Here is an 18546-nt window from a genome sequence, read left to right as displayed (position 1 = left end):
GCCCGCCTCAGCGGCGCTTCCTGCCGCGCATGGCCACGATTTCCTCCGCCACCGAGAGCAGTTGCCGGGCCGAATCTTCCCAGCTGAAGTCCGCCGCCCGCTCCACCGAACGGCGGGAGCGCTTCTGCCAGAACTGCCTGTCCCGTAGTTCCTGCACGGCGGCCATGAACGCGGCGGGCGAATCCGGGTCCACATAGCTGGCGGCGTCGGAGCCGACTTCACGGAAGATCGGGATGTCGCTGGCGATCACGGGCGTGCCCAGGGCCATGGCTTCAACCAGCGGCAGCCCATAGCCCTCGGCACGGGACAGGCTCACCAGGGCGGTCGCCCTGGCCAGCAGGGCGTTGTACTCCTCGTCCGTGACGCCGTTGTGGAAGCGGACGTCCGCGCCGGCGGGCACCAATGCTTCCAGCTCGGCCCGGCGCTGCGGGGTGATGCGGCTGAGCAGATGCAGGGTGAATTCGGGAAGCCCGGCCATTCCGCGGATCATGGTTTCCACGTTCTTGTACGGCATGAAGGAGCCCATGTAGAGCAGGGACCTGTCGGCGCCGTCTTCCGGGTCCCGCGGCTGCTGCCCCGGCTGCGGCGCGTTGCCGACGATCCGCACCGGCCGCTTGGTCAGGCGGTATTTGGCCATCAAAGCCTCCGTGGTGTGGCTGATGGTGGCCACGATGTCCGCCCGGTTCAGCAGCACACGCTGCGGCCAGAAGGCCTTGTGGTACAGGCGCCATAGCAACCGCACGGGCGCGGGAAGGAAACCGGGAGGCGCGGGGTGCTCGTAGTAGATGAGGTCGTGGAGGGTCAGGACAAGCCCGTACTTGCGGCCGAGCGTGCCCATCGTCTGCATTGGGCAGACCACCACGTCGGCCCCGAGCTTGTTGACCTCCCGGGCCACGAAAAGCTCCATCGGCGACAGGGGGCTGTTGACGAGCACATGGGGCACGTCCGGCAGCAGGGCGAGCTGCCGTGTGTCGCTGATCAGCATCGTCACGTCGGCGATCCTGGCGGTGGCCGCGATGAGGCTTGAACCGTAGCGGCTGATCCCGTCGTGATGGTCGGTCCGGGTAAATCGGGCGTCGATGACGATTTTCACGCGGGATGTTCCTCCAGGAAGGTGCGGATGGCGGCTGCTGCAGGTTCCGGCGTCTCGTAGTGGATCAAATGCCCGACGCCGGGAATCACCACGAGCCGGCCGTCCGGCAGCATTTCCAGCAGTTTGTGCTGGGCCGGCAGGGTGGCGATCTCATCCTTCTCGCCGGCGATGAGGAGGACCGGCAGCTGCAGCCGGGGCGCCGCCTCGGCCACGTGGCTCGAGACTGAGGCTTTGAAGGATTCGAGGAGGCTGTTCCGGTCCGCGAAGGCGGAGAAGTACGCGTCGTGCTGGTCGTGGACGAACCCACGCAACTGCTTGTCGCGTGTCTTGGCCATTGTTTCGCTCATCACGCGCACGATCAGCCGGTTCCGCAGGAGAGCCAGGCCCAGCCGGCGCGGCAGTTTCGCGGACAGCTGGTAATAGAACACCGCGAGCTTGGTCATGAGGCCCTTGGGGCCTTCCAACGCAGGGGAGGCGATGGGGTTGACCAGTACCAGCGGAGTTACCGCGCCGGGGTGTTCCGCGGTGAAATGGCTGGCGATGATGGAGCCGAAGGAATGCCCCAGCAGCACGGTTTCCGGACCGAGGCCCAGTGCGTCCATGAAGTCGGCTATGAACTCTCCGTAGCGCTCCACGGTGTGTTCGCCCCGGACAAAGGCGTCCGAGCTGCCGAACCCGGGAAGATCCGGGACGATCACGCGCATCTCCGGCAGCATGTCCACCACCCGGAGCAGACCGTGGTGGTCGCCGCGGAATCCGTGGATCACCAGGATGGTGCGGGTGGCCGGCGTGGCGTCGACAGGCTCGTAGGACCAGTAGACGACCGTGCCGCCGTCGAGCTCCAGGTCCGAGGCGCGGGTCCGTCCGGCGAGGGATGGGCTGAAGAACGCCGCCTGCGGGTCCGGTGCGGGGCCGGAGCGGCCGGTGTCCAGTTGTTCCATGCGTGTGGTCCTAATGCGGGGTCTAGAGGGAGGTCTTAGTTGACACTGTCCGGGTGCGAGCCCAGGCGGTGGTGGCGTTCGAGGGAGGCCAGCCCGTCCATGTCTTCGGCTGGCAGTTCGAAGTCGAACACCCTGAAGTTTTCCTCGATGCGGGCGCCGGAACTCGCCTTGGGGATGACGATGTTGCCCAGTTGCAGGTGCCAGCGGATGACGATCTGGGCTGGCGTCCTGCCGTGCTTCTCTGCGAGCGCCAGGATGGCCGGGTCCGCCAGTACGTGACCCCGGCCCAGGGGGCTCCAGGCCTCGGTGCGGATACCGAGTTGATCGTGCAGGGCCCGGAGCTTGCCCTGCTGCAGCCACGGGTGCAGTTCGATCTGGTTGACTGCCGGCACCACTTCCGCCGACGCCATCAGGGTTTCCAGGTGCGCGGCCTGGAAATTGGAGACGCCGATGGCCCGGACGCGGCCCTCACGGTACAGGGTCTCCATGGCCTTGTAGCTTTCCTGGAACAGCCCGCGGGCGGCGCATGGCCAGTGGATCAGGTAGAGATCCACGTGGTCCAGTCCGAGCCGCGCCATTGACTCGTCGAAGGCGCGCAGGGTGGAGTCGTAGCCTTGGTCGTCGTTCCACAGCTTGGTGGTGACGAAGATGTCGTTGCGGGTGAGGGAGTGGAACTCCTCTCCCGAACCGCCCGTGCCTTCCGGGCCCTCTGACGGGCCGAGCGCAGCGCCGATTCCCTTGCCTACTCCGGTTTCATTGCCGTAGATCGCCGCGGTATCAAAGTGCCGGTATCCGGCGCCAATTGCCGTGGACACCAGCCCGGCGGCGTCCGCCGGGGGTACCTTGAACAGGCCGAACCCCAGCTGGTCGATCTGGACACCGTTGTTGAGGCTGAGCCGCGGCGAGGGTTTCATAGCAAAGACTCTACCTATCTACCCGGCTCACGCGGAGCCACCGAAGCTCACCAGCCGCCGCGCCGTGGCCTCGTCCACGATGAGCTCCGTCGCGAGCCGTGCCGCGAGCGCCCCTCGCAGGCCGTCGATCTTGGAAGCGCCGGATACAACGCAGATGCGGCGCCGCACCTCGCGTAGCTGTTCGTGGCTGGGACCGGTGCTCCTTTCGTTCAGTGTGATCCCGTCCGAGGAGCCGTCTGCGCGGAAGAACACGGTGGCGACGTCGCCCACCACATCCGAGCGGGCAAGCACTTTGAGGTCCTCCTCGTCCAGGTACCCGCCCGCATAGACATGGCTTGGGTAGGAGGAATCGATGGAGCCGACACCGAAGATCGCGATGCTCATCCGGTCCTGGAGGTCAAGCACCCGCCGCACGCTGCGCTCCTTCCACATCGCGGTCTTCGTGGAGGCATGGTCGAAGAACGCGGGCACGGGGAACTGCTCCACCCGGGCGCCGTAGGCGATGCCGAAGCGGCGCATGATGTCGCTCGCGTAAGTGATGCCTGTGGTCTGCATATTGCCGGCCCCGTTGAGCTGGACCACGACGCTGTCGTGGGTGATCTTGCGGGTCAGGTGCCGGCTTACGGCGCTGATCGTGGCACCCCAGGCGACGCCGATGATCGCGTTCGAATCCACCAGGGGGCCGATCGTCCGGGCGGCCTGCATCGCCACCCGCTCCAGCGTCTCGGCCTCGTTCAGGGTGTCCAGCACCGGGACCACATGGACATCCACGTCGTATTGCCCGCGGATCAAACGCTCCAGTTCGGGGGCCGAATCCAGGGGGCTGCGGATCTGGATCTGCACCAGGCCGGAGTCGCGGGCGGAGGACAGCAGCCGCGAAACGGTCGAACGGGAGGTCCGTAGTTCCCGTGCAATTGCGTCCATCGTGAGGTCCTGCAGGTAGTACATCTGTGCTGCCCGGAGCGCGTCCGAGTGTCGTGATCGTGGCACCCCAACTCCTTTCTGCACGTATGTGCAAATAGCTTGATTCCATTTTCCACTATTCCAAAGAATGGGTGTGCAAGATGCGTCCGGCGTGATGCGGCGCACGACCCCAAGCCCCAGGAGAGCAGTTTTGGGACACACCACGAACACCCCTTCCGCAGCAAACGTGCGGGCCTCGGCAGCAGCGTTGCGCAGCCGCCCGCAAGCCCGGGTACTGATCATCGGCGGCGGCATCAACGGCGTCGGCACCTTCCGTGACCTGGCCCTGCAGGGCGTGGACGTTGCCCTTGTCGAACGCGGGGATTTCTGCCAGGGGGCCAGCGGTGCCTCCTCGCACATGATCCATGGCGGCATCCGCTACCTCGAGAACGGCGAGTTCCGGCTGGTGCGCGAGTCCGTCGTCGAACGCAACCGCCTGCTGAAGATCGCCCCGCACTACGTCAAGCCGCTGCAGACCACCATCCCGATCTTCAGCACTTTCTCCGGCGTCCTGTCCGCTCCGCTGCGCTTCCTGACCCACAAGCAGGGCAAGCCGAAGGAGCGGGGCGCCTTCCTCATCAAGCTCGGCCTGAGCCTGTACGACTCCTTCTCCCGGGACGGCGGCAGCGTCCCGCGCCACCAGTTCCGCGGCCGGGACGCAGCACTGGCCGAACTGCCCGCGCTGGATCCCAAGGTGAAGTACACCGCCACCTACTTCGATGCCTCGGTCCACAACCCGGAGCGGCTCACGCTCGACGTGCTGCAGGACGGCGCGAAGGCCGGCGCCGGCAGCGCCCTCAGCGGTGGCTCCGCGAGGGCCAGCAACTACATCTCGCTCGTCTCGATGGCCGACGGCGAAGCGCGGCTACGCAACGAACTCACCGGCGAGGAGTTTACCTTCCGGGCCGACGTCATCGTCAACACCACCGGCGCCTGGGTGGACCTGACGAACAACGCGCTGGGCCAGCCGAGCACCTTCATGGGCGGCACCAAGGGCTCGCACATCGTGCTGGACCACCCGGAACTGCTGGCAGCGTGCGCGGGCCGGGAAATCTTCTTCGAGCACACGGACGGGCGGATCGTGCTGATCTACCCGATGGGCGACCGGGTCCTGGTGGGAACCACAGACGTCGATGCGGATATGGCAGAGGACGCCGTCTGCACCGAAGGAGAGATCGACTACTTCTTCGAACTGGTCGGAAATGTCTTCCCGGCCATCAAGGTCGAACGCAGCCAGATTGTCTACAGCTTCTCCGGCGTCCGGCCGCTGCCCCGCCATGACGACACCCAGCCGGGCTTCGTCTCCCGCGATTACCGCATCGAGCGGAGCGTCCCGGGTGGGGCGGGTTCCGCCGTCGTCCTCTCCCTGGTGGGCGGCAAGTGGACCACCTTCCGAGCGCTGGCCGAACACCTCAGCAACGAGGTGCTGGCCGAACTGAAGGTGGACCGCAAAGTCTCGACGGCGAAACTCGCCATCGGGGGCGGCGCCGGCTTCCCCTCCACCGAGGAAAGCGTGCAGGAGTGGATCAAGCGGCACATGTCTGCCGGCTTCGGTGCCGAACGGGTGGCGGACCTCCTGGCCCGCTACGGTACCCGCGCCGAAGACGTGCTGGGCTACCTGAAGGCCGGCGACGATGAACTGCTGCGCTCCACCCACGAACTGAGCGTGCGCGAGCTGCAGTACATGGCGGGGCACGAGCAGATCGGCCACCTCGTGGACGTGCTGATCCGGCGAACCTCGCTGGCCTTCCGCGGACTCGTCACAGGGGAACTGCTGAACGAACTGGCCGAGGTCCTGGCCGGTCCGCTGGGCTGGGCCGAGGCCCGCAAGGCCGACGAAATCCGGCACGCCCAGGACGTGCTCCAGCGCTTCCACAGGGTCACGGTGCACAGCCTCGTGTCCTGACGCCGGGACGTGGAATGTGGTTCCCGCCCACCGGGCGCGGGAACCCGGGCGGGGGAACCGTGCTGCACGGACACCCCCGCCGCCGGCCGGTTGCACCCCGCCGGCCGGTACTAAAGGAATGCGCGGCCCCCGGAACCCGCGGGGCCCGCATCAGTAAGAATGAGGAGTCAAAGATGTCTCTTGGAATTGTTTTCCTGTCCGAAGTATTCGGCACGGCGATGCTGACCCTGCTGGGCTGCGGCGTCGTGGCCAACGTGGCGCTGAAGGGGACGAAGGGCAACAGTGGCGGGTTCCTGATGGTCACCTGGGGGTGGGGCATCGCGGTGTTCGCGGGCGTCTTCGTGGCCGCCAAGTCCGGCGCCCACCTTAATCCCGCCGTCACCCTCGGCCTGTTGGTGAACGGCAAGGCCGAGTACGCTCCGGGCGTCGCGGTGGACTTCGCCTCCACGCTGACGTATTTCGGCGGCGAACTGCTCGGCGCCCTCCTCGGTGCGGTGGTTTGCTGGCTGGCCCATAAACAGCATTTCGACGCCGAACCGATGGCCGCCAACAAGCTGGGCGTCTTCTCCACGGGCCCGGCCATCCGAACCGTGCCGTGGAACCTGCTCACCGAAGTCATCGGCACCTTCGTGCTGGTCTTCGTCATCCTGACCTTCGGCGGCACCCCCTCCGGCCTGGGGCCGCTGGCCGTGGCGCTGCTGGTTGTCGGCATCGGCGTCTCCCTGGGCGGCCCCACCGGCTACGCGATCAACCCTGCCCGCGACCTCGGCCCGCGCATCGCCCACGCCATCCTGCCCATCAAGGGCAAGGGCTCCAGCGACTGGGCCTACTCCTGGGTTCCCGTTGTGGGCCCGCTGATCGGCGGCACCCTCGCCGGCCTTGTTGCCCTCTGGGTTCCCATCATTGCCACCGCGGCCAAGTAATCTCCAAGCACACCAGACAGAACAGAACCGGAAAGACAAGGACGTCATCGTGAACCAGTACGTAATCGCCATTGACCAGGGCACCACCAGCTCGCGTGCCATCGTGTTCGACCACACGGGCAACATCGTTTCCACCGGCCAGATGGAGCACGAGCAGATCTTCCCGCAGGCCGGCTGGGTGGAGCACAACCCCGCGGAAATCTGGGACAACGTGCGGGAAGTCATCGGCTCCGCGCTGTCCAAGGCGAGCCTGACGCGCCACGACATCGCCGCCGTCGGCATCACCAACCAGCGCGAGACCGCCGTCGTCTGGGACAAGAACACGGGCGAGCCGGTCTACAACGCCATCGTCTGGCAGGACACCCGGACGCAGGCGATCGTGGACGAACTGGCCGCCGACGGGGGAGTGGAGCGCTTCAAGCAGAAGGTGGGCCTGCCCCTGGCAACCTACTTCTCCGGCACCAAGATCAAATGGATCCTGGACAACGTCGAAGGTGCCCGCGCCAAGGCCGAAGCCGGGGACCTCATCTTCGGCAACACCGACGCCTGGGTGCTTTGGAACCTGACCGGCGGCCCCGACGGCGGCGTGCACGCCACGGACGTCACCAACGCCTCGCGCACCATGTTCATGGACCTGGAAACCCTGCAGTGGGACCAGGAGATCCTGGACGCCTTCGGTGTTCCGGCCTCCATGATGCCGGCCATCCTCTCCTCCTCGGAGGTGTACGGGCAGGTGCACAGCTCCCAGCTGCTCCGGGAGGTGCCGGTGTCCGGCATCCTCGGCGACCAGCAGGCCGCCACCTTCGGCCAGGCCGCCTTCCAGCCCGGCGAGGCGAAGAACACCTACGGCACCGGCTGCTTCCTGATCTTCAACACCGGCGAGGAAATCGTCCACTCGAAGAACGGATTGCTGACCACCCTCGGGTACAAGCTGGGCGACGCCAAGCCGCACTACGCCCTGGAAGGCTCCATCGCCGTCACCGGTTCCCTGATCCAATGGCTGCGCGACAACCTGGGCATGATTTCCACCGCCCCGGAGGTCGAGACCCTGGCCGCAGGAGTCCAGGACAACGGCGGCGTGTACATTGTCCCGGCCTTCTCCGGCCTGTTCGCCCCCTACTGGCGGGCCGACGCCCGCGGCGCCATCGTTGGCCTGACCCGCTTCGCCAACAAGGGGCACATCGCCCGTGCGGCCCTGGAGGCCACCGCCTTCCAGACCCGCGAGGTGCTCGACGCCGTCAACGCCGACTCCGGGGTTCCGCTCACCGAGCTGAAGGTCGACGGCGGCATGGTCGCCAATGAGGCGCTCATGCAGTTCCAGGCGGACATCCTGGGCGTTCCCGTCGTCCGTCCGAAAGTCGTGGAAACCACGGCTCTCGGCGCCGCCTACGCGGCCGGCCTCGCCGTCGGCTTCTGGAAGGACCTCGGCGAGCTGTCCGCGAACTGGGGCGAGGACAAGCGCTGGGAGCCGCAGCTTCCCGTGGAAGAGCAGGAACGGCAGCTGCGCCTGTGGAAGAAGGCCGTCACCAAGTCCATGGACTGGGTGGACGAGGACGTTAAGTAGCACCAGCCTCCGTTGAGGGAGGTCGCACTTGCCCCGCCCGTCCCCGGCTGCTCCCACCGCTCGCAAGCTCGCGGCGGGGCCCTCGCAACCGGGGGCCCATCGCGGCAGCCACCACACCCGGGCGAAGTGCGGCCTCCCTCAACGTTCCGTAGCCAACGGCCCCTGCCCCAGGCCATGGGATTGGTGCGATAGAGTGTTTGTATGCGTGCGATCCTTCTGCTTAGCTAGCCGCCCGGTACCGGAATTACCGAGCGGCCGCCCCTCCTTGTCGAGGGGCTTTTGTGTGTCCGGGCATGTGCCGGGGCTGCAGCAGGAGGCAATACCGCCAACGAAGAACAGAAGAGGGCAGCAGTGAGCGTTCACCCGGAGACCGAAACCGGAGCACAGGCAGGCACGGCGGGCACCCCCGAAGAGGGTGTGTACAGCTTCGCCGCGATGGAGGCCAAGTGGCCGCAGGTGTGGGAGGACCTCAAGGTCTTCACCCCCGCGGACGACGGCTCCCGCGAGCGTCGCTACGTGCTGGACATGTTCCCGTACCCCTCCGGCGACCTGCACATGGGCCACGCCGAAGCGTTCGCCATGGGCGACGTCGTCGCGCGGTACCTGCGCCAGAAGGGTTACGACGTCCTGCACCCGATCGGCTGGGACTCCTTCGGCCTGCCCGCCGAGAACGCCGCCATCAAGCGCAACGCCCACCCGAGCGAGTGGACCTACGCCAACATCGACACCCAGGCGGCCTCCTTCAAGCGGTACGCCATCTCCGCCGACTGGTCCCGCCGCCTGCACACCTCGGACCCCGAGTACTACCGCTGGACCCAGTGGCTGTTCAAGCGCTTCTACGAGCGCGGCCTGGCCTACCGCAAGGACTCCCCGGTCAACTGGTGCCCCAAGGACCTGACCGTGCTGGCGAACGAGCAGGTCGTCAACGGTGCCTGCGAGCGCTGCGGCACCCCGGTCACCAAGAAGTCCCTGAACCAGTGGTACTTCAAGATCACCGAATACGCCGACCGCCTGCTGGATGACATGTCCGAACTGCAGGGGCACTGGCCCGAGCGTGTCCTGGCCATGCAGCGCAACTGGATCGGCCGCTCCGAGGGCGCCCACGTGCGCTTCGTCATCGAAGCCGCCGGCGGGCGTCCCGAAAAGGAAGTCACGGTCTTCACCACCCGTCCGGACACCCTGTACGGGGCAACGTTCTTCGTCGTCGCGGCCGACGCCCACCTCGCCCTGGACCTGGTCACCCCGGAGCAGCACGACGAGCTCATGGCCTACCGCGAAAAGGTCAAGGCACTCTCCGAAATCGAGCGCCAGTCCACCGAACGCGAAAAGACCGGCGTCTTCACGGGCCGCTACGCGATCAACCCGCTCAACGGCGAGAAGCTGCCCGTCTGGGCCGCGGACTACGTCCTGGCCGACTACGGCACCGGCGCCATCATGGCCGTTCCCGCGCACGACCAGCGCGACCTCGACTTCGCCAAGGCCTTCGGCCTGCCGGTCCGGGCCGTCCTGGACACCGGCGCCGAGGACCCGGCGGAAAGCGGCATCGCCACCTCCGGGGAAGGCACCCTGAAGAACTCCGGCGATCTGGACGGCCTGTCCAAGGCAGAGGCCATCCCCGCGGCGATCGAGATCCTGGAGAAGCTCGGCACGGGCGAAAAGTTCGTGAACTTCCGCCTCCGCGACTGGCTGCTGAGCCGCCAGCGCTTCTGGGGCACTCCGATCCCGATCATCCACTGCGCCGAATGCGGCGAAGTTCCGGTCCCGGACGAGCAGCTGCCCGTCACGCTGCCGGAGGACCTGCGCGGCGAGGCGTTGGCCCCGAGGGGAACCTCCCCGCTGGCCGCCGCCTTGGAATGGGTCAACGTGGAATGCCCCAACTGCGGCCGGGCCGCGCAGCGCGACACGGATACCATGGACACCTTCGTGGACTCCTCCTGGTACTTCCTGCGCTTCGTCTCGCCGCACTTCACCGAAGGTCCCTTCGACCCGGCGAAGATCAACGAATGGATGCCGGTCGGCCAGTACGTGGGCGGCGTCGAGCATGCCATCCTGCACCTGCTCTACGCCCGCTTCTTCACCAAGGTCGTGCACGACATGGGCCTGCTGGACGCGGACGAACCGTTCAGTGCTCTGCTGAACCAGGGCCAGGTGCTCAACGGCGGCAAGGCCATGAGCAAGTCCCTGGGCAATGGCGTGGACCTTGGCGAGCAGCTGGACAAGTTCGGTGTGGACGCCGTGCGCCTGACCATGGTGTTCGCCTCCCCACCGGAGGACGACGTCGACTGGGCGGACGTTTCGCCCGCCGGTTCGGCGAAGTTCCTGGCGCGTGCCTGGCGCCTCGGCCAGGACGTCGGCAGCGCCCCCGGCGTCGACTTCTCCGGCGGCGACCGTGCCCTGCGCTCCGTGACCCACCGCACCATCGCCGAAGCAGCGGAACTGTTGGACAACAACAAGTTCAACGTCGTCGTGGCCAAGCTGATGGAGCTGGTGAACGCCACCCGCAAGACCATCGACTCCGGAGCCGGCGGGGCGGGATCCTGCCGTCCGCGAAGCCGTCGAGGCCGTTGCCGTCATCCTGAGCCTCTTCGCCCCGTACACCGCCGAAGACCTCTGGAACCAGTTGGGCCACCCGGCCTCGGTGGCAAACGCCGGCTGGCCGGTCCACGACGACTCGCTGCTGGTCCAGGAAACGGTCACCGCGGTGGTCCAGGTTCAGGGGAAGGTCCGCGACCGCCTCGAGGTCTCTCCGGACATTGCGGAGGACGCTCTGCGCGAACTGGCACTGGCCAGCGAAAACGTGCAACGTGCACTCGATGGGCGTGGTATCCGCACGGTGATCGTGCGGGCCCCCAAACTGGTGAACATCGTCCCGGCTTAGCCGGGAAGGCCGCCGGCTTCCGGCCGGCGGCCTTTTCATCACCCAGCCTGCCGCGCTTCCAGCGCTGACCCGTCCAGGAGGTGCCCTTGCCGGACCGCGAACCGCCTGCCTGGCTGTGGCTCAAACAGCGCCTGCCCCGGCTGCGGCAGTCGACGACGCCGGGCCGCGCCCCCGCTGCGGCGCCCGCCGTCGTACGTACCGCCGTCGTGACCGATTCCGCCGCGGCGCTGCCCGCCGACTGGGTGAAGGCCTTTGTCGCCGACGGCCGGCTGGCCGTGGTTCCGATGCCCGTGATGGTGGGCGAGGAAATCTTCGGCGAAGGCGAAGACGACATCACCACCACCCTGGCCCTGGCGCTGGCCTCGGGGTCGGCCGTGAAGACGTCCAGGCCCTCGCCCGGGCAGTTCGAACATGCGTACCTGGCCGCGGCTGCCCGCGGATTCGAGTCGGTCGTGTCCATCCATATCTCGGCCGAGCTCTCCGGAACTGTCGACGCCGCGAAGCTTGCTGCCGGCCGGGTTCCGATCCCGGTGGAAGTCCTCGATTCCCGCACGGTCGGAATGGCCCAGGGAATGGGCGTGCAAAGCGCCCTCCTGGCGGCGGCCGCGGGCCGCTCCGCGGCGGAAGTGCGCGACTTTGCGGAGGAACGGCTCCGCCGCACCAAGGTCTACTTCTATGTGCCCAGCCTTGAGCAACTGCGCCGGGGCGGGCGGATCGGTGCGGCGGCTTCGCTGCTGGGCACCATGCTCGCCATCAAGCCGATCCTGGCAGTCGACGGCGGCCGGATCGTCCCGCTCGAAAAGGTCCGCTCCGCCGCGAAGGCCGTTGCCCGGCTCGAAGAGATCGTCGCCGCAGACGTCGCGGCCCGGCCGGCAGGAGAGGCCAGGCTGGCGGTCCACCATTTCGGGAACCTCGCCGAGGCGGAGGGCTTGGCCGGACGGCTCGCAGCCCTGTGCTCGGGTACGCCGAAAGCGCAGCTCAGTGCCCTGCCGGCGGTGCTCGGTGCCCACGCGGGCCTGGGCGTTCTTGCCGTGATCGTCGGCGAAAGCAGCACCCCGGGCTCGGTCGTTCCGGAGCAGTAGCTCTGTTCCTCAACAGGCTCCGCCGGGGCGGGGCTTTCCACATAGCACCCGCAGGCGGCGGCTGGGCTGCCTGACGGAACCTAGGCTCGGAGTCATGCCGCGCCGGAACCGAGACCCGCTAGTCGGCGATGCTGCGCGCGCAGCCAGGCACCGGTTGAAATCCCGGCTGGGCATCATGGAAGAGGATGCGGCGCTTCGGGAGACAGCCGCCCCCGGGGAGTCCCCGGCGCCCTCCGAGCCGGGAGAAGCGCTCCTGCTGCCGGGGCGGCAAACGAGTTACTCCCCACTGGAGGAGCCGGACTGGGAAGGCGGGCAGCCCGGCCGGGCCGTCCGCTTCCGCTGGCGGGTTCCTTGGCGGGTACCGGCGCTGCTCCTGCTTCCGGCTGTGCTGCTGGCCGCCTGGATCGGCTGGCAGGCCTGGGCCGGACGGCCACCCGCCGAGCAGTTGGGCTCGGCCGACGGGACGCCAGCAACTGTTCCGGGTCCTGCTCCGACAGGCGAAGGTCCCGGCCCGGAGGCCCCCGGGGCAGCCCTCATCGTGGTCCACGTGGCCGGCGCCGTGAAGAAGCCGGGCATAGTCAGCCTGCCCGCGGGCTCCCGGGTCTTCGAGGCCATCTCGGCGGCGGGAGGCGCGGCCGCCGGATCGTCCGTGGACAGTCTCAACCTGGCCGCGGTGGTCCAGGACGGCGCAAAGATCCAGGTTCCACGGGCGGGGGAGCCGCCTCCAACTGCAGAAGGTGGCGCCGGAGGGGCCGGGGCACCTGCCACCGGGTCCGGCAACGGCACCGCAGCGGGCGCCAAGATCAACATCAACACCGCCTCCGCGGGGGAGTTGGACGAGCTGCCCAGGGTCGGTCCGGTCCTGGCCGAGCGCATCGTGGCCTGGCGGGAAGAGCACGGACCATTCGCAGCCGTCGAAGAACTCGACGCCGTGGAGGGCGTGGGGCCCAAGATGCTCGAAGCGCTCCTTCCCTTGGTGACCATCTGATGTCCGGCCGCAGGCCGCCGCACGGCCCCGGAACCGGGAACGAGTCACACGGCGACGACGTCCGTGTCGCCAGCGATCCGGGACCGCGGCTGGACCTGCGGCTCGTGCCCTCCGCAGTGTTGGCATGGACTGCCGCCGTGGCCGGCAGCCACCTGCCCCCGGCTTGGACGAGCGGGGTCGCGGTGTTCCTGCTTGCCGGCGCGGTGTTGCTGCTCGTGGTCGGCCGGCGGACGCCAGCCCTGCGGACGGCCAGGAACCTGGGTACGGTGCGGACCGGCAGGCGGCTGCGTGCCGGCCGGACGCCCCGTACGGGGCGCCGTAGCCTGGCAGCCGCATTGTCGCTGGCGTGCCTCCTGGGTGCCGCGGCAGCGGCGCATACATTGACCGCGTCCGCTGCCCGATCAAGCCTTCCCGTCACAGGCGGACCAGGCGGCACCGCCCTCGCGAACCTCGTGGTCACCGGTGAAGCCAAGGAAGTCCGCGCCGGAGGCGGAAGGGCCGAACGCTGGATCCTTGGCGCCGAATTGCTGGAACTCGCCGCGGACGGCAAGCTCTACCGTCCGGCCACCCGGATTTTGGTGGTAGGCGGCGCCGGTTGGCGGGAGCCCCGGACCGGAGAGCAGATCCGGGCTGCCGGAAAGCTCGTGCCGGCCCGCCCCGGACAGGTGGAAACGGCCGTCTTTACCGCGAGCACCCGGCCTCTGCCTGCACAAGGCAGCCTGCAACACACGGCCCGAGCTGCCACCCGTGAATTTCCTGGTGCCGGACCGGGGACGGTGCCGGATTGGGCAGCAGCGATGAGGGAGCGATACCGAGGCGCCGCGGCTCAACCCGGGGGCGATCCGGCCGGCCTGCTGCCGGGAATGGTCATCGGCGATACGGAGGGCATGGACGAAGGACTTGTCGCGGCCATGCGAGACACGGGCACGACGCATCTGACCGCGGTGAGTGGAGCGAACTGCAGCCTGATCCTGGGGTTGCTGATTGTCCTGGCCAGGAGTTGCCGTCTCGGCCGGGCAGCGGCGGCTGCCGTGGCGCTGGGCGGCCTTGGCGGCTTTGTGTGGCTGGTCGGGCCGGAACCGAGCGTGCTTCGGGCCGCTGTTATGGGCGGGATTGGTCTGCTTGCGATCAGCAGCGGGCGGCCGGGGCGCAGCCTGGGATTTCTTTGCCTTGCCGTCGCGGTGCTCATCGTTGGCGAGCCGTCCTTGGCCGGCAGCCCTGGTTTCCTGCTCTCGGTCCTCGCCACCCTGGGGATCGTCCTGCTGGCCCGGCCGCTCATGGCCAGGGCGCCGGAGTGGTTGCCCCGGCCCGTCGGGGCAGCCTTGGCTGTGCCTCTGTCCGCGCAGTTGTTCTGCGCGCCCGTCATTGTGGGACTGCAGCCGCAGTTCACGGTCTTTTCCCTGCTGGCGAACGTCGTCATGGCACCGTTCGTCGCGCCCGTGACGGTCTTCGGAACGCTGGCGGTGCCCGTGCTGGCGGTCCATGAGGGCGCGGCAACCGTCTTCCTGTGGGCAGCCGCGGTGTGTGCCGGGGCGATCGCCGCAATTGCGCGCTTCCTCGCCGGGCTGCCGGGAGCCGTGCTGCCGTGGCCCGAGGGAGGGTGGGGAATGGTCACCATGGCGCTGTGCTCCGCCGGGAACCTGGCCTTGCTTTGGATGCTCCTGCACCCGGCACGTTGCTTGCGGTTCGCCGTGGCCAGCCACGGCTTTGTTGTGGAGCGGATCGAAGGTTTTGAGGCGTGGGTGGAGCGGCGGCGCCGTCTGCCTTTCCGCGGGCGTTTGCGGTCAGCTGCCGCGACGTCGCGCCGGCACGTATCTGGAAGACCGGATAGCTTGCCGCGAACTAAGCGGCTGCTTCAATGAGCTCGGGTCCGTTGTTTCGGACGTAGTTCACCTTGTCGCTGACGACGCGTGGCACCAGGTGGGGTTCAGGCATCGAATCCAGGAGGGCCCGGACGTCGGCTTCTTTCGTGGTCTCCGGGTCGAGCCAGTCCGCCCACATGTCCGGCGGCACGACCAGGGGGGTCCGGTCGTGAATGTGGCCGAGCGCGTCCGAGGCCGCCGTCGTGATGATCGTGGCCGTCCGCAGCCATTTTTCCGGGTGCCCGTCGGGCAGTGCCGGATCCGGCCAGTTCTCGAACAGGGCCGCGAACGCCAGCGGCTCTTCGTCGGCTCCGTGCAAGTAGGTCGGGATCTTCTTCGCGTCAGCCGTCTTTTCCCATTCGTAGTAACCGTCGCTGGGAATGAGTCCCCGCCTGGCCGCCGCGGCTTTCCGGAAGGAAGGTTTCTCGGTGACGGTTTCCATGCGGGCGTTGATCAGCCGGGCCGCGCCCTTCGTGTCCTTAGCCCATGACGGCACGAGGCCCCAGCGCGCTGTGACGAGCTTCCGCGACACCGCTTCGTCCCCAGTGCCGTGTCGGTCCAGGATGACTGGAATCGGGTCTGTTGGGGCGACGTTCCAACTCGCCGCGAGATCGGGGTCAACAACCTCGCTGACGAGGAAGAAGTCCTGAATGTCCGCAGCTGAGTACGTCATCACAAAGCGTCCGCACATGAGCCCATTATTGCCGCTGGCCGGATCCGCAGATAGTGCGCCATCGAGGGAGGATTCTCGTGCCTTGCAGGGAAGTGCGTCACCCATCGCTGGGCAAATCATCCGCTTCAGCCTCCATGAGGCATTCAAAGGTTCCGCCAGCGGGACGATGGATGGGGTTTGGTAAGCGTGGGCCACAGGAAGTGTGGTCAGAATGGAAAGCGGCCGACGAGGCAGTGTCCCGGCTACCCGCTAGGTCCAAGCGGTACCTAATCCGTCTAACAGGCTCGCCGGTTAATCGTGTGATGTGCCTTCAAGATTGTGCGTCGATCGTGCGGTTGCGTGCCCGGATGAAAGCGTTGCCGAGTCGCTAATAGCTACGGTATCCGTCTGACACCATTTCGTGACAGACTTCCCGGTCCAGGCCGCCTCCCTGGATCTGCCGTCGTTCCGGCATCCCGGGCGGTCGTGGGAGACTGGAACCCTGCACAAACCCGTCCGGAAGGAAGCACACTTGGCTGCTGCCCAGGCCCCAAAGGCCAAGACCTCGTCGGCGAATGCGACCACCTGGCGTGACGTGACGCCGGCCGCCGTAGTGCTGATCACCGGGCCGGAGGAGTACCTGGGCATCCGCGCCATGGACCGGGTGAGGTCGCTCGTCCGTGAAGCTACGCCCGACGTCGAGCTCAGCCGGCTCAACGCCGGTGCCTACGAAGCAGGCGCCCTGGCCATGACGGTCACGCCATCGCTCTTCGGCGAGGGCAAGCTGCTTGAGGTCGAGGGGCTTGAGGCCATGAACGAAGCCTTCCTCAACGATGCGCTGGCCTATGTGGCCAAGCCGGAAGACGACGTCGTGCTGGTCCTGCGCCACAGCGGTGGCACCCGGGGAAAAAAGCTGCTGGACGCGGTCAAAGCGGCGGGCTGGCCGGTAGTGGACTGCCAGCCGCTCAAGAAGGATGCGGAGAAGGCGGCGTTCGTGGTGGCCGAGTTCAAGGTCGGCGGCCGCCGGATCGAGAACGAAGCAGTGCAGGCCCTGGTCAATGCCGTGGGAACGTCGTTGTCCGAACTGGCCGCCTCATGCCGTCAGCTTATCGCCGACGCCACCACGGCCGTGGATGCCGCCATGGTCGAGCGCTACTACGGCGGCCGTGTCGAAGCAACGGCATTCAAAGTCGCGGATGCGGCGATGGCCGGGAACGCCCCGCTGGCCCTTTCCAGCCTCCGCCACGCCTTGGCAACCGGAGTGGATCCCGTCCCCCTGGTCGCGGCACTGGCCGCCAAGTTGCGTACCTTGGCCAGGGTGGCTGGCGCGCAAGGCTCGTCGGCGCAGATTGCCAAGCAGCTGGGCATGCAGCCCTGGCTGGTCGAACAGGCACAGCGCGATGTCCGCCGCTGGACCCCGGAAGGGCTGATCCGTTCAATCCAGGTCACGGCCGAAGCCGATGCCCAGGTGAAGGGCCTTTCCCGCGATCCCGTGTACGCGGTGGAACACGCCGTGACGGTCATCGCCATGTCCGCCCGCGGCCGCTAGCGTCGGCCGGCAAGCCGGGCCCCGAGCCACTCCGGCCCTAAGAAGCCCCTAAAGGAGCCGCGAAAGAACAGGCCCTTTAATGCGATGAGGCCGGCCCAAACGGGCCGGCCTCAATTTCAGCTCAGTCGAACTGGAAAAACCTTAGAGTGCGTTGACCTTCTTGGAGATCGCCGACTTGCGGTTCGCAGCGTTGTTCTTGTGAATAACGCCCTTGCTGACAGCCTTGTCCAGCTTACGGCCGGCAGCAACAAGAGCAGTCGTTGCAGCATCCTTGTCAGCAGACTCAACGGCGGTGTTGACGGCGCGGATGGCCGTCTTCAGCTCGGACTTGACGGCGTTGTTACGCAGACGAGCCTTCTCGTTGGTGAGGATGCGCTTCTTCTGGGACTTGATATTAGCCACGTGTGTGAACTCTCTTTTTAATGCGGAAATTGGTCTAGAGGGTTATCAGGTTGGCCATCGACTGAGCGGCGTGGGGATGCCTATGGCAGCCAACCATGTATGGCCGTCGACCTGCACGGACATACAGCCATACATAGTATCAGACTCCGCGGGGGCCCGGCTTCCCGGACTAGGCGCGGCCCGGCCGTCGTCGCAGCCGGTCTGCAACCAGTTGGAACGTCGCGTTGTCCAGGACGGCGCCTTCCCGCCGGACTCCCGCCGGATCTATGCGGATGATCCGGTCCAGTTTTACCTCGCTGGCCCGCCACTGCGGGTCCCACGGTCCGGCGCCGATATCCACATAATCGTCCGCCTCGCGACCGTTGGTGTGGTCCTTGCTGGTCAGCATCAGCCCCAGCAGCCAGCTTCCGTCGCGCCCGACAAGCAGCACGGGGCGGTCCTTGCCCTTCGTGTGGTCCTCTTCGAAGGGCACCCAGGACCAGACGATTTCGCCCGGATCGGGCCGGCCGTCGAGAGCGGGGGAGTAGCGCGGTGAAACAGTGCCGCTGAAATCACCCGGATAGACCCCGACGCCGGAGGGTGCCGGGGCCTGCCGCCTGGCCTTGGGCGCCGTTCCCGGCGCCGTTCCCCGCGGCGCCGGCCGGGCGCTTCCGGCCGCCAACCGCCGCAGCGAGCGCAGCGATGCGGTGAGGAGCCTGCCAAGGAATGAACGTGTTTCAGGTGCCATGCCACCACCGTATCCGCCCGCCCTGCCCAAACGGATTTACGATGCGCGCCGGAGCGCCGGTTCGTGGGAGACTATGAGTTCAGATATGCGGTGCATGCCGGA

14 protein-coding genes and 1 pseudogene are annotated in these 18546 nt (G+C 67.4%); 8 read left to right on the top strand and 7 right to left on the bottom strand.

Annotation, left to right across the window (positions count from 1 at the left end):
- Positions 1–7 precede the first annotated feature (7 nt).
- The 4 genes from ACZ9CK_RS09280 to ACZ9CK_RS09265 are packed head-to-tail and all read right to left on the bottom strand — an operon-like array spanning position 8 to position 3938.
- On the bottom strand, positions 8–1093 hold the full coding sequence (locus tag ACZ9CK_RS09280) for a glycosyltransferase family 4 protein (RefSeq protein ID WP_476049811.1): 1086 nt from the start codon (positions 1091–1093) through the stop codon (positions 8–10).
- Complete coding sequence (locus tag ACZ9CK_RS09275; protein WP_476049810.1) at positions 1090–2034, bottom strand: alpha/beta fold hydrolase; 945 nt, start codon at positions 2032–2034, stop codon at positions 1090–1092. Before ACZ9CK_RS09275 ends, ACZ9CK_RS09280 begins: the two co-directional genes overlap by 4 nt.
- Positions 2035–2069: 35 nt before the next feature.
- A complete protein-coding gene (locus ACZ9CK_RS09270) occupies positions 2070–2948 on the bottom strand; it encodes an aldo/keto reductase (RefSeq protein WP_426297778.1) in 879 nt (292 codons plus the stop codon).
- A gap of 27 nt (positions 2949–2975) precedes the next feature.
- Entirely contained in the window at positions 2976–3938 is a 963-nt protein-coding gene (locus ACZ9CK_RS09265; protein ID WP_426297776.1) for a sugar-binding transcriptional regulator, read from the bottom strand.
- An 88-nt stretch (positions 3939–4026) separates the two neighbouring features.
- Here ACZ9CK_RS09265 and ACZ9CK_RS09260 point away from each other — a divergent pair, with 88 nt between their 5' ends.
- The 7 genes and pseudogenes from ACZ9CK_RS09260 to ACZ9CK_RS09230 all read left to right on the top strand — a co-directional run bounded on the left by ACZ9CK_RS09260 (position 4027) and on the right by ACZ9CK_RS09230 (position 15114).
- Positions 4027–5817 carry a glycerol-3-phosphate dehydrogenase/oxidase gene (locus ACZ9CK_RS09260; RefSeq protein ID WP_476050881.1) on the top strand — a complete coding sequence of 597 codons (1791 nt, stop codon included), beginning with the start codon at positions 4027–4029 and terminating at the stop codon, positions 5815–5817.
- A gap of 173 nt (positions 5818–5990) precedes the next feature.
- Entirely contained in the window at positions 5991–6740 is a 750-nt protein-coding gene (locus ACZ9CK_RS09255; RefSeq protein ID WP_476049809.1) for an MIP/aquaporin family protein, read from the top strand.
- A gap of 49 nt (positions 6741–6789) precedes the next feature.
- A complete protein-coding gene (gene glpK / locus ACZ9CK_RS09250; protein WP_476049808.1) occupies positions 6790–8304 on the top strand; it encodes a glycerol kinase GlpK in 1515 nt (504 codons plus the stop codon).
- 351 nt (positions 8305–8655) lie between these two features.
- Positions 8656–11182: pseudogene (gene leuS / locus ACZ9CK_RS09245) on the top strand (leucine--tRNA ligase).
- 86 nt (positions 11183–11268) lie between these two features.
- Positions 11269–12264 (top strand): DegV family protein, encoded by a 996-nt coding sequence (locus tag ACZ9CK_RS09240; protein WP_476049807.1) that lies wholly within the window; start codon positions 11269–11271, stop codon positions 12262–12264.
- Positions 12265–12358: 94 nt separating this feature from the next.
- Positions 12359–13252, top strand: a complete 894-nt coding sequence (locus ACZ9CK_RS09235) for a helix-hairpin-helix domain-containing protein (protein WP_476049806.1) — start codon at positions 12359–12361, stop codon at positions 13250–13252.
- Positions 13252–15114 carry a ComEC/Rec2 family competence protein gene (locus ACZ9CK_RS09230; protein ID WP_476049805.1) on the top strand — a complete coding sequence of 621 codons (1863 nt, stop codon included), beginning with the start codon at positions 13252–13254 and terminating at the stop codon, positions 15112–15114. Before ACZ9CK_RS09235 ends, ACZ9CK_RS09230 begins: the two co-directional genes overlap by 1 nt.
- Here the strand turns inward: ACZ9CK_RS09230 and ACZ9CK_RS09225 are convergent.
- Positions 15095–15805, bottom strand: coding sequence for an SOS response-associated peptidase (locus tag ACZ9CK_RS09225; protein ID WP_476049804.1), 711 nt, complete (start codon positions 15803–15805; stop codon positions 15095–15097). The genes ACZ9CK_RS09230 and ACZ9CK_RS09225 overlap by 20 nt on opposite strands.
- A 493-nt stretch (positions 15806–16298) precedes the next feature.
- On the opposite strand from ACZ9CK_RS09225, the gene holA reads away from it, so the two are divergent.
- The gene (gene holA / locus ACZ9CK_RS09220) at positions 16299–17315 is read left to right on the top strand and encodes a DNA polymerase III subunit delta (protein WP_426297740.1); all 1017 of its coding nucleotides are present in this window, start codon (positions 16299–16301) and stop codon (positions 17313–17315) included.
- Positions 17316–17456: 141 nt separating this feature from the next.
- On the opposite strand, the gene rpsT is transcribed toward holA, so the two are convergent.
- Positions 17457–17717 carry a 30S ribosomal protein S20 gene (rpsT, locus tag ACZ9CK_RS09215; RefSeq protein WP_426297738.1) on the bottom strand — a complete coding sequence of 87 codons (261 nt, stop codon included), beginning with the start codon at positions 17715–17717 and terminating at the stop codon, positions 17457–17459.
- A gap of 169 nt (positions 17718–17886) precedes the next feature.
- Complete coding sequence (locus ACZ9CK_RS09210; RefSeq protein ID WP_476049803.1) at positions 17887–18444, bottom strand: type II toxin-antitoxin system PemK/MazF family toxin; 558 nt, start codon at positions 18442–18444, stop codon at positions 17887–17889.
- Positions 18445–18546: the final 102 nt, after the last annotated feature.

Source organism: Arthrobacter sp. TE26545 (assembly GCF_056279005.1).
The sequence above is the reverse complement of the archived record's forward strand: the minus strand, read 5'-3'. Positions and strand labels throughout refer to the sequence as shown.

Excerpts from the sequence above, each read along its gene's own strand:
- ACZ9CK_RS09275 (WP_476049810.1), bottom strand. The coding sequence starts at position 2,034 with ATGGAACAACTGGACACCGGCCGCTCCGGCCCCGCACCGGACCCGCAG.
- ACZ9CK_RS09270 (WP_426297778.1), bottom strand. The coding sequence starts at position 2,948 with ATGAAACCCTCGCCGCGGCTCAGCCTCAACAACGGTGTCCAGATCGAC.
- ACZ9CK_RS09260 (WP_476050881.1), top strand. The coding sequence starts at position 4,027 with ATGCGGCGCACGACCCCAAGCCCCAGGAGAGCAGTTTTGGGACACACC.
- ACZ9CK_RS09255 (WP_476049809.1), top strand. The coding sequence starts at position 5,991 with ATGTCTCTTGGAATTGTTTTCCTGTCCGAAGTATTCGGCACGGCGATG.
- ACZ9CK_RS09235 (WP_476049806.1), top strand. The coding sequence starts at position 12,359 with ATGCCGCGCCGGAACCGAGACCCGCTAGTCGGCGATGCTGCGCGCGCA.
- ACZ9CK_RS09230 (WP_476049805.1), top strand. The coding sequence starts at position 13,252 with ATGTCCGGCCGCAGGCCGCCGCACGGCCCCGGAACCGGGAACGAGTCA.
- ACZ9CK_RS09225 (WP_476049804.1), bottom strand. The coding sequence starts at position 15,805 with ATGTGCGGACGCTTTGTGATGACGTACTCAGCTGCGGACATTCAGGAC.
- ACZ9CK_RS09210 (WP_476049803.1), bottom strand. The coding sequence starts at position 18,444 with ATGGCACCTGAAACACGTTCATTCCTTGGCAGGCTCCTCACCGCATCG.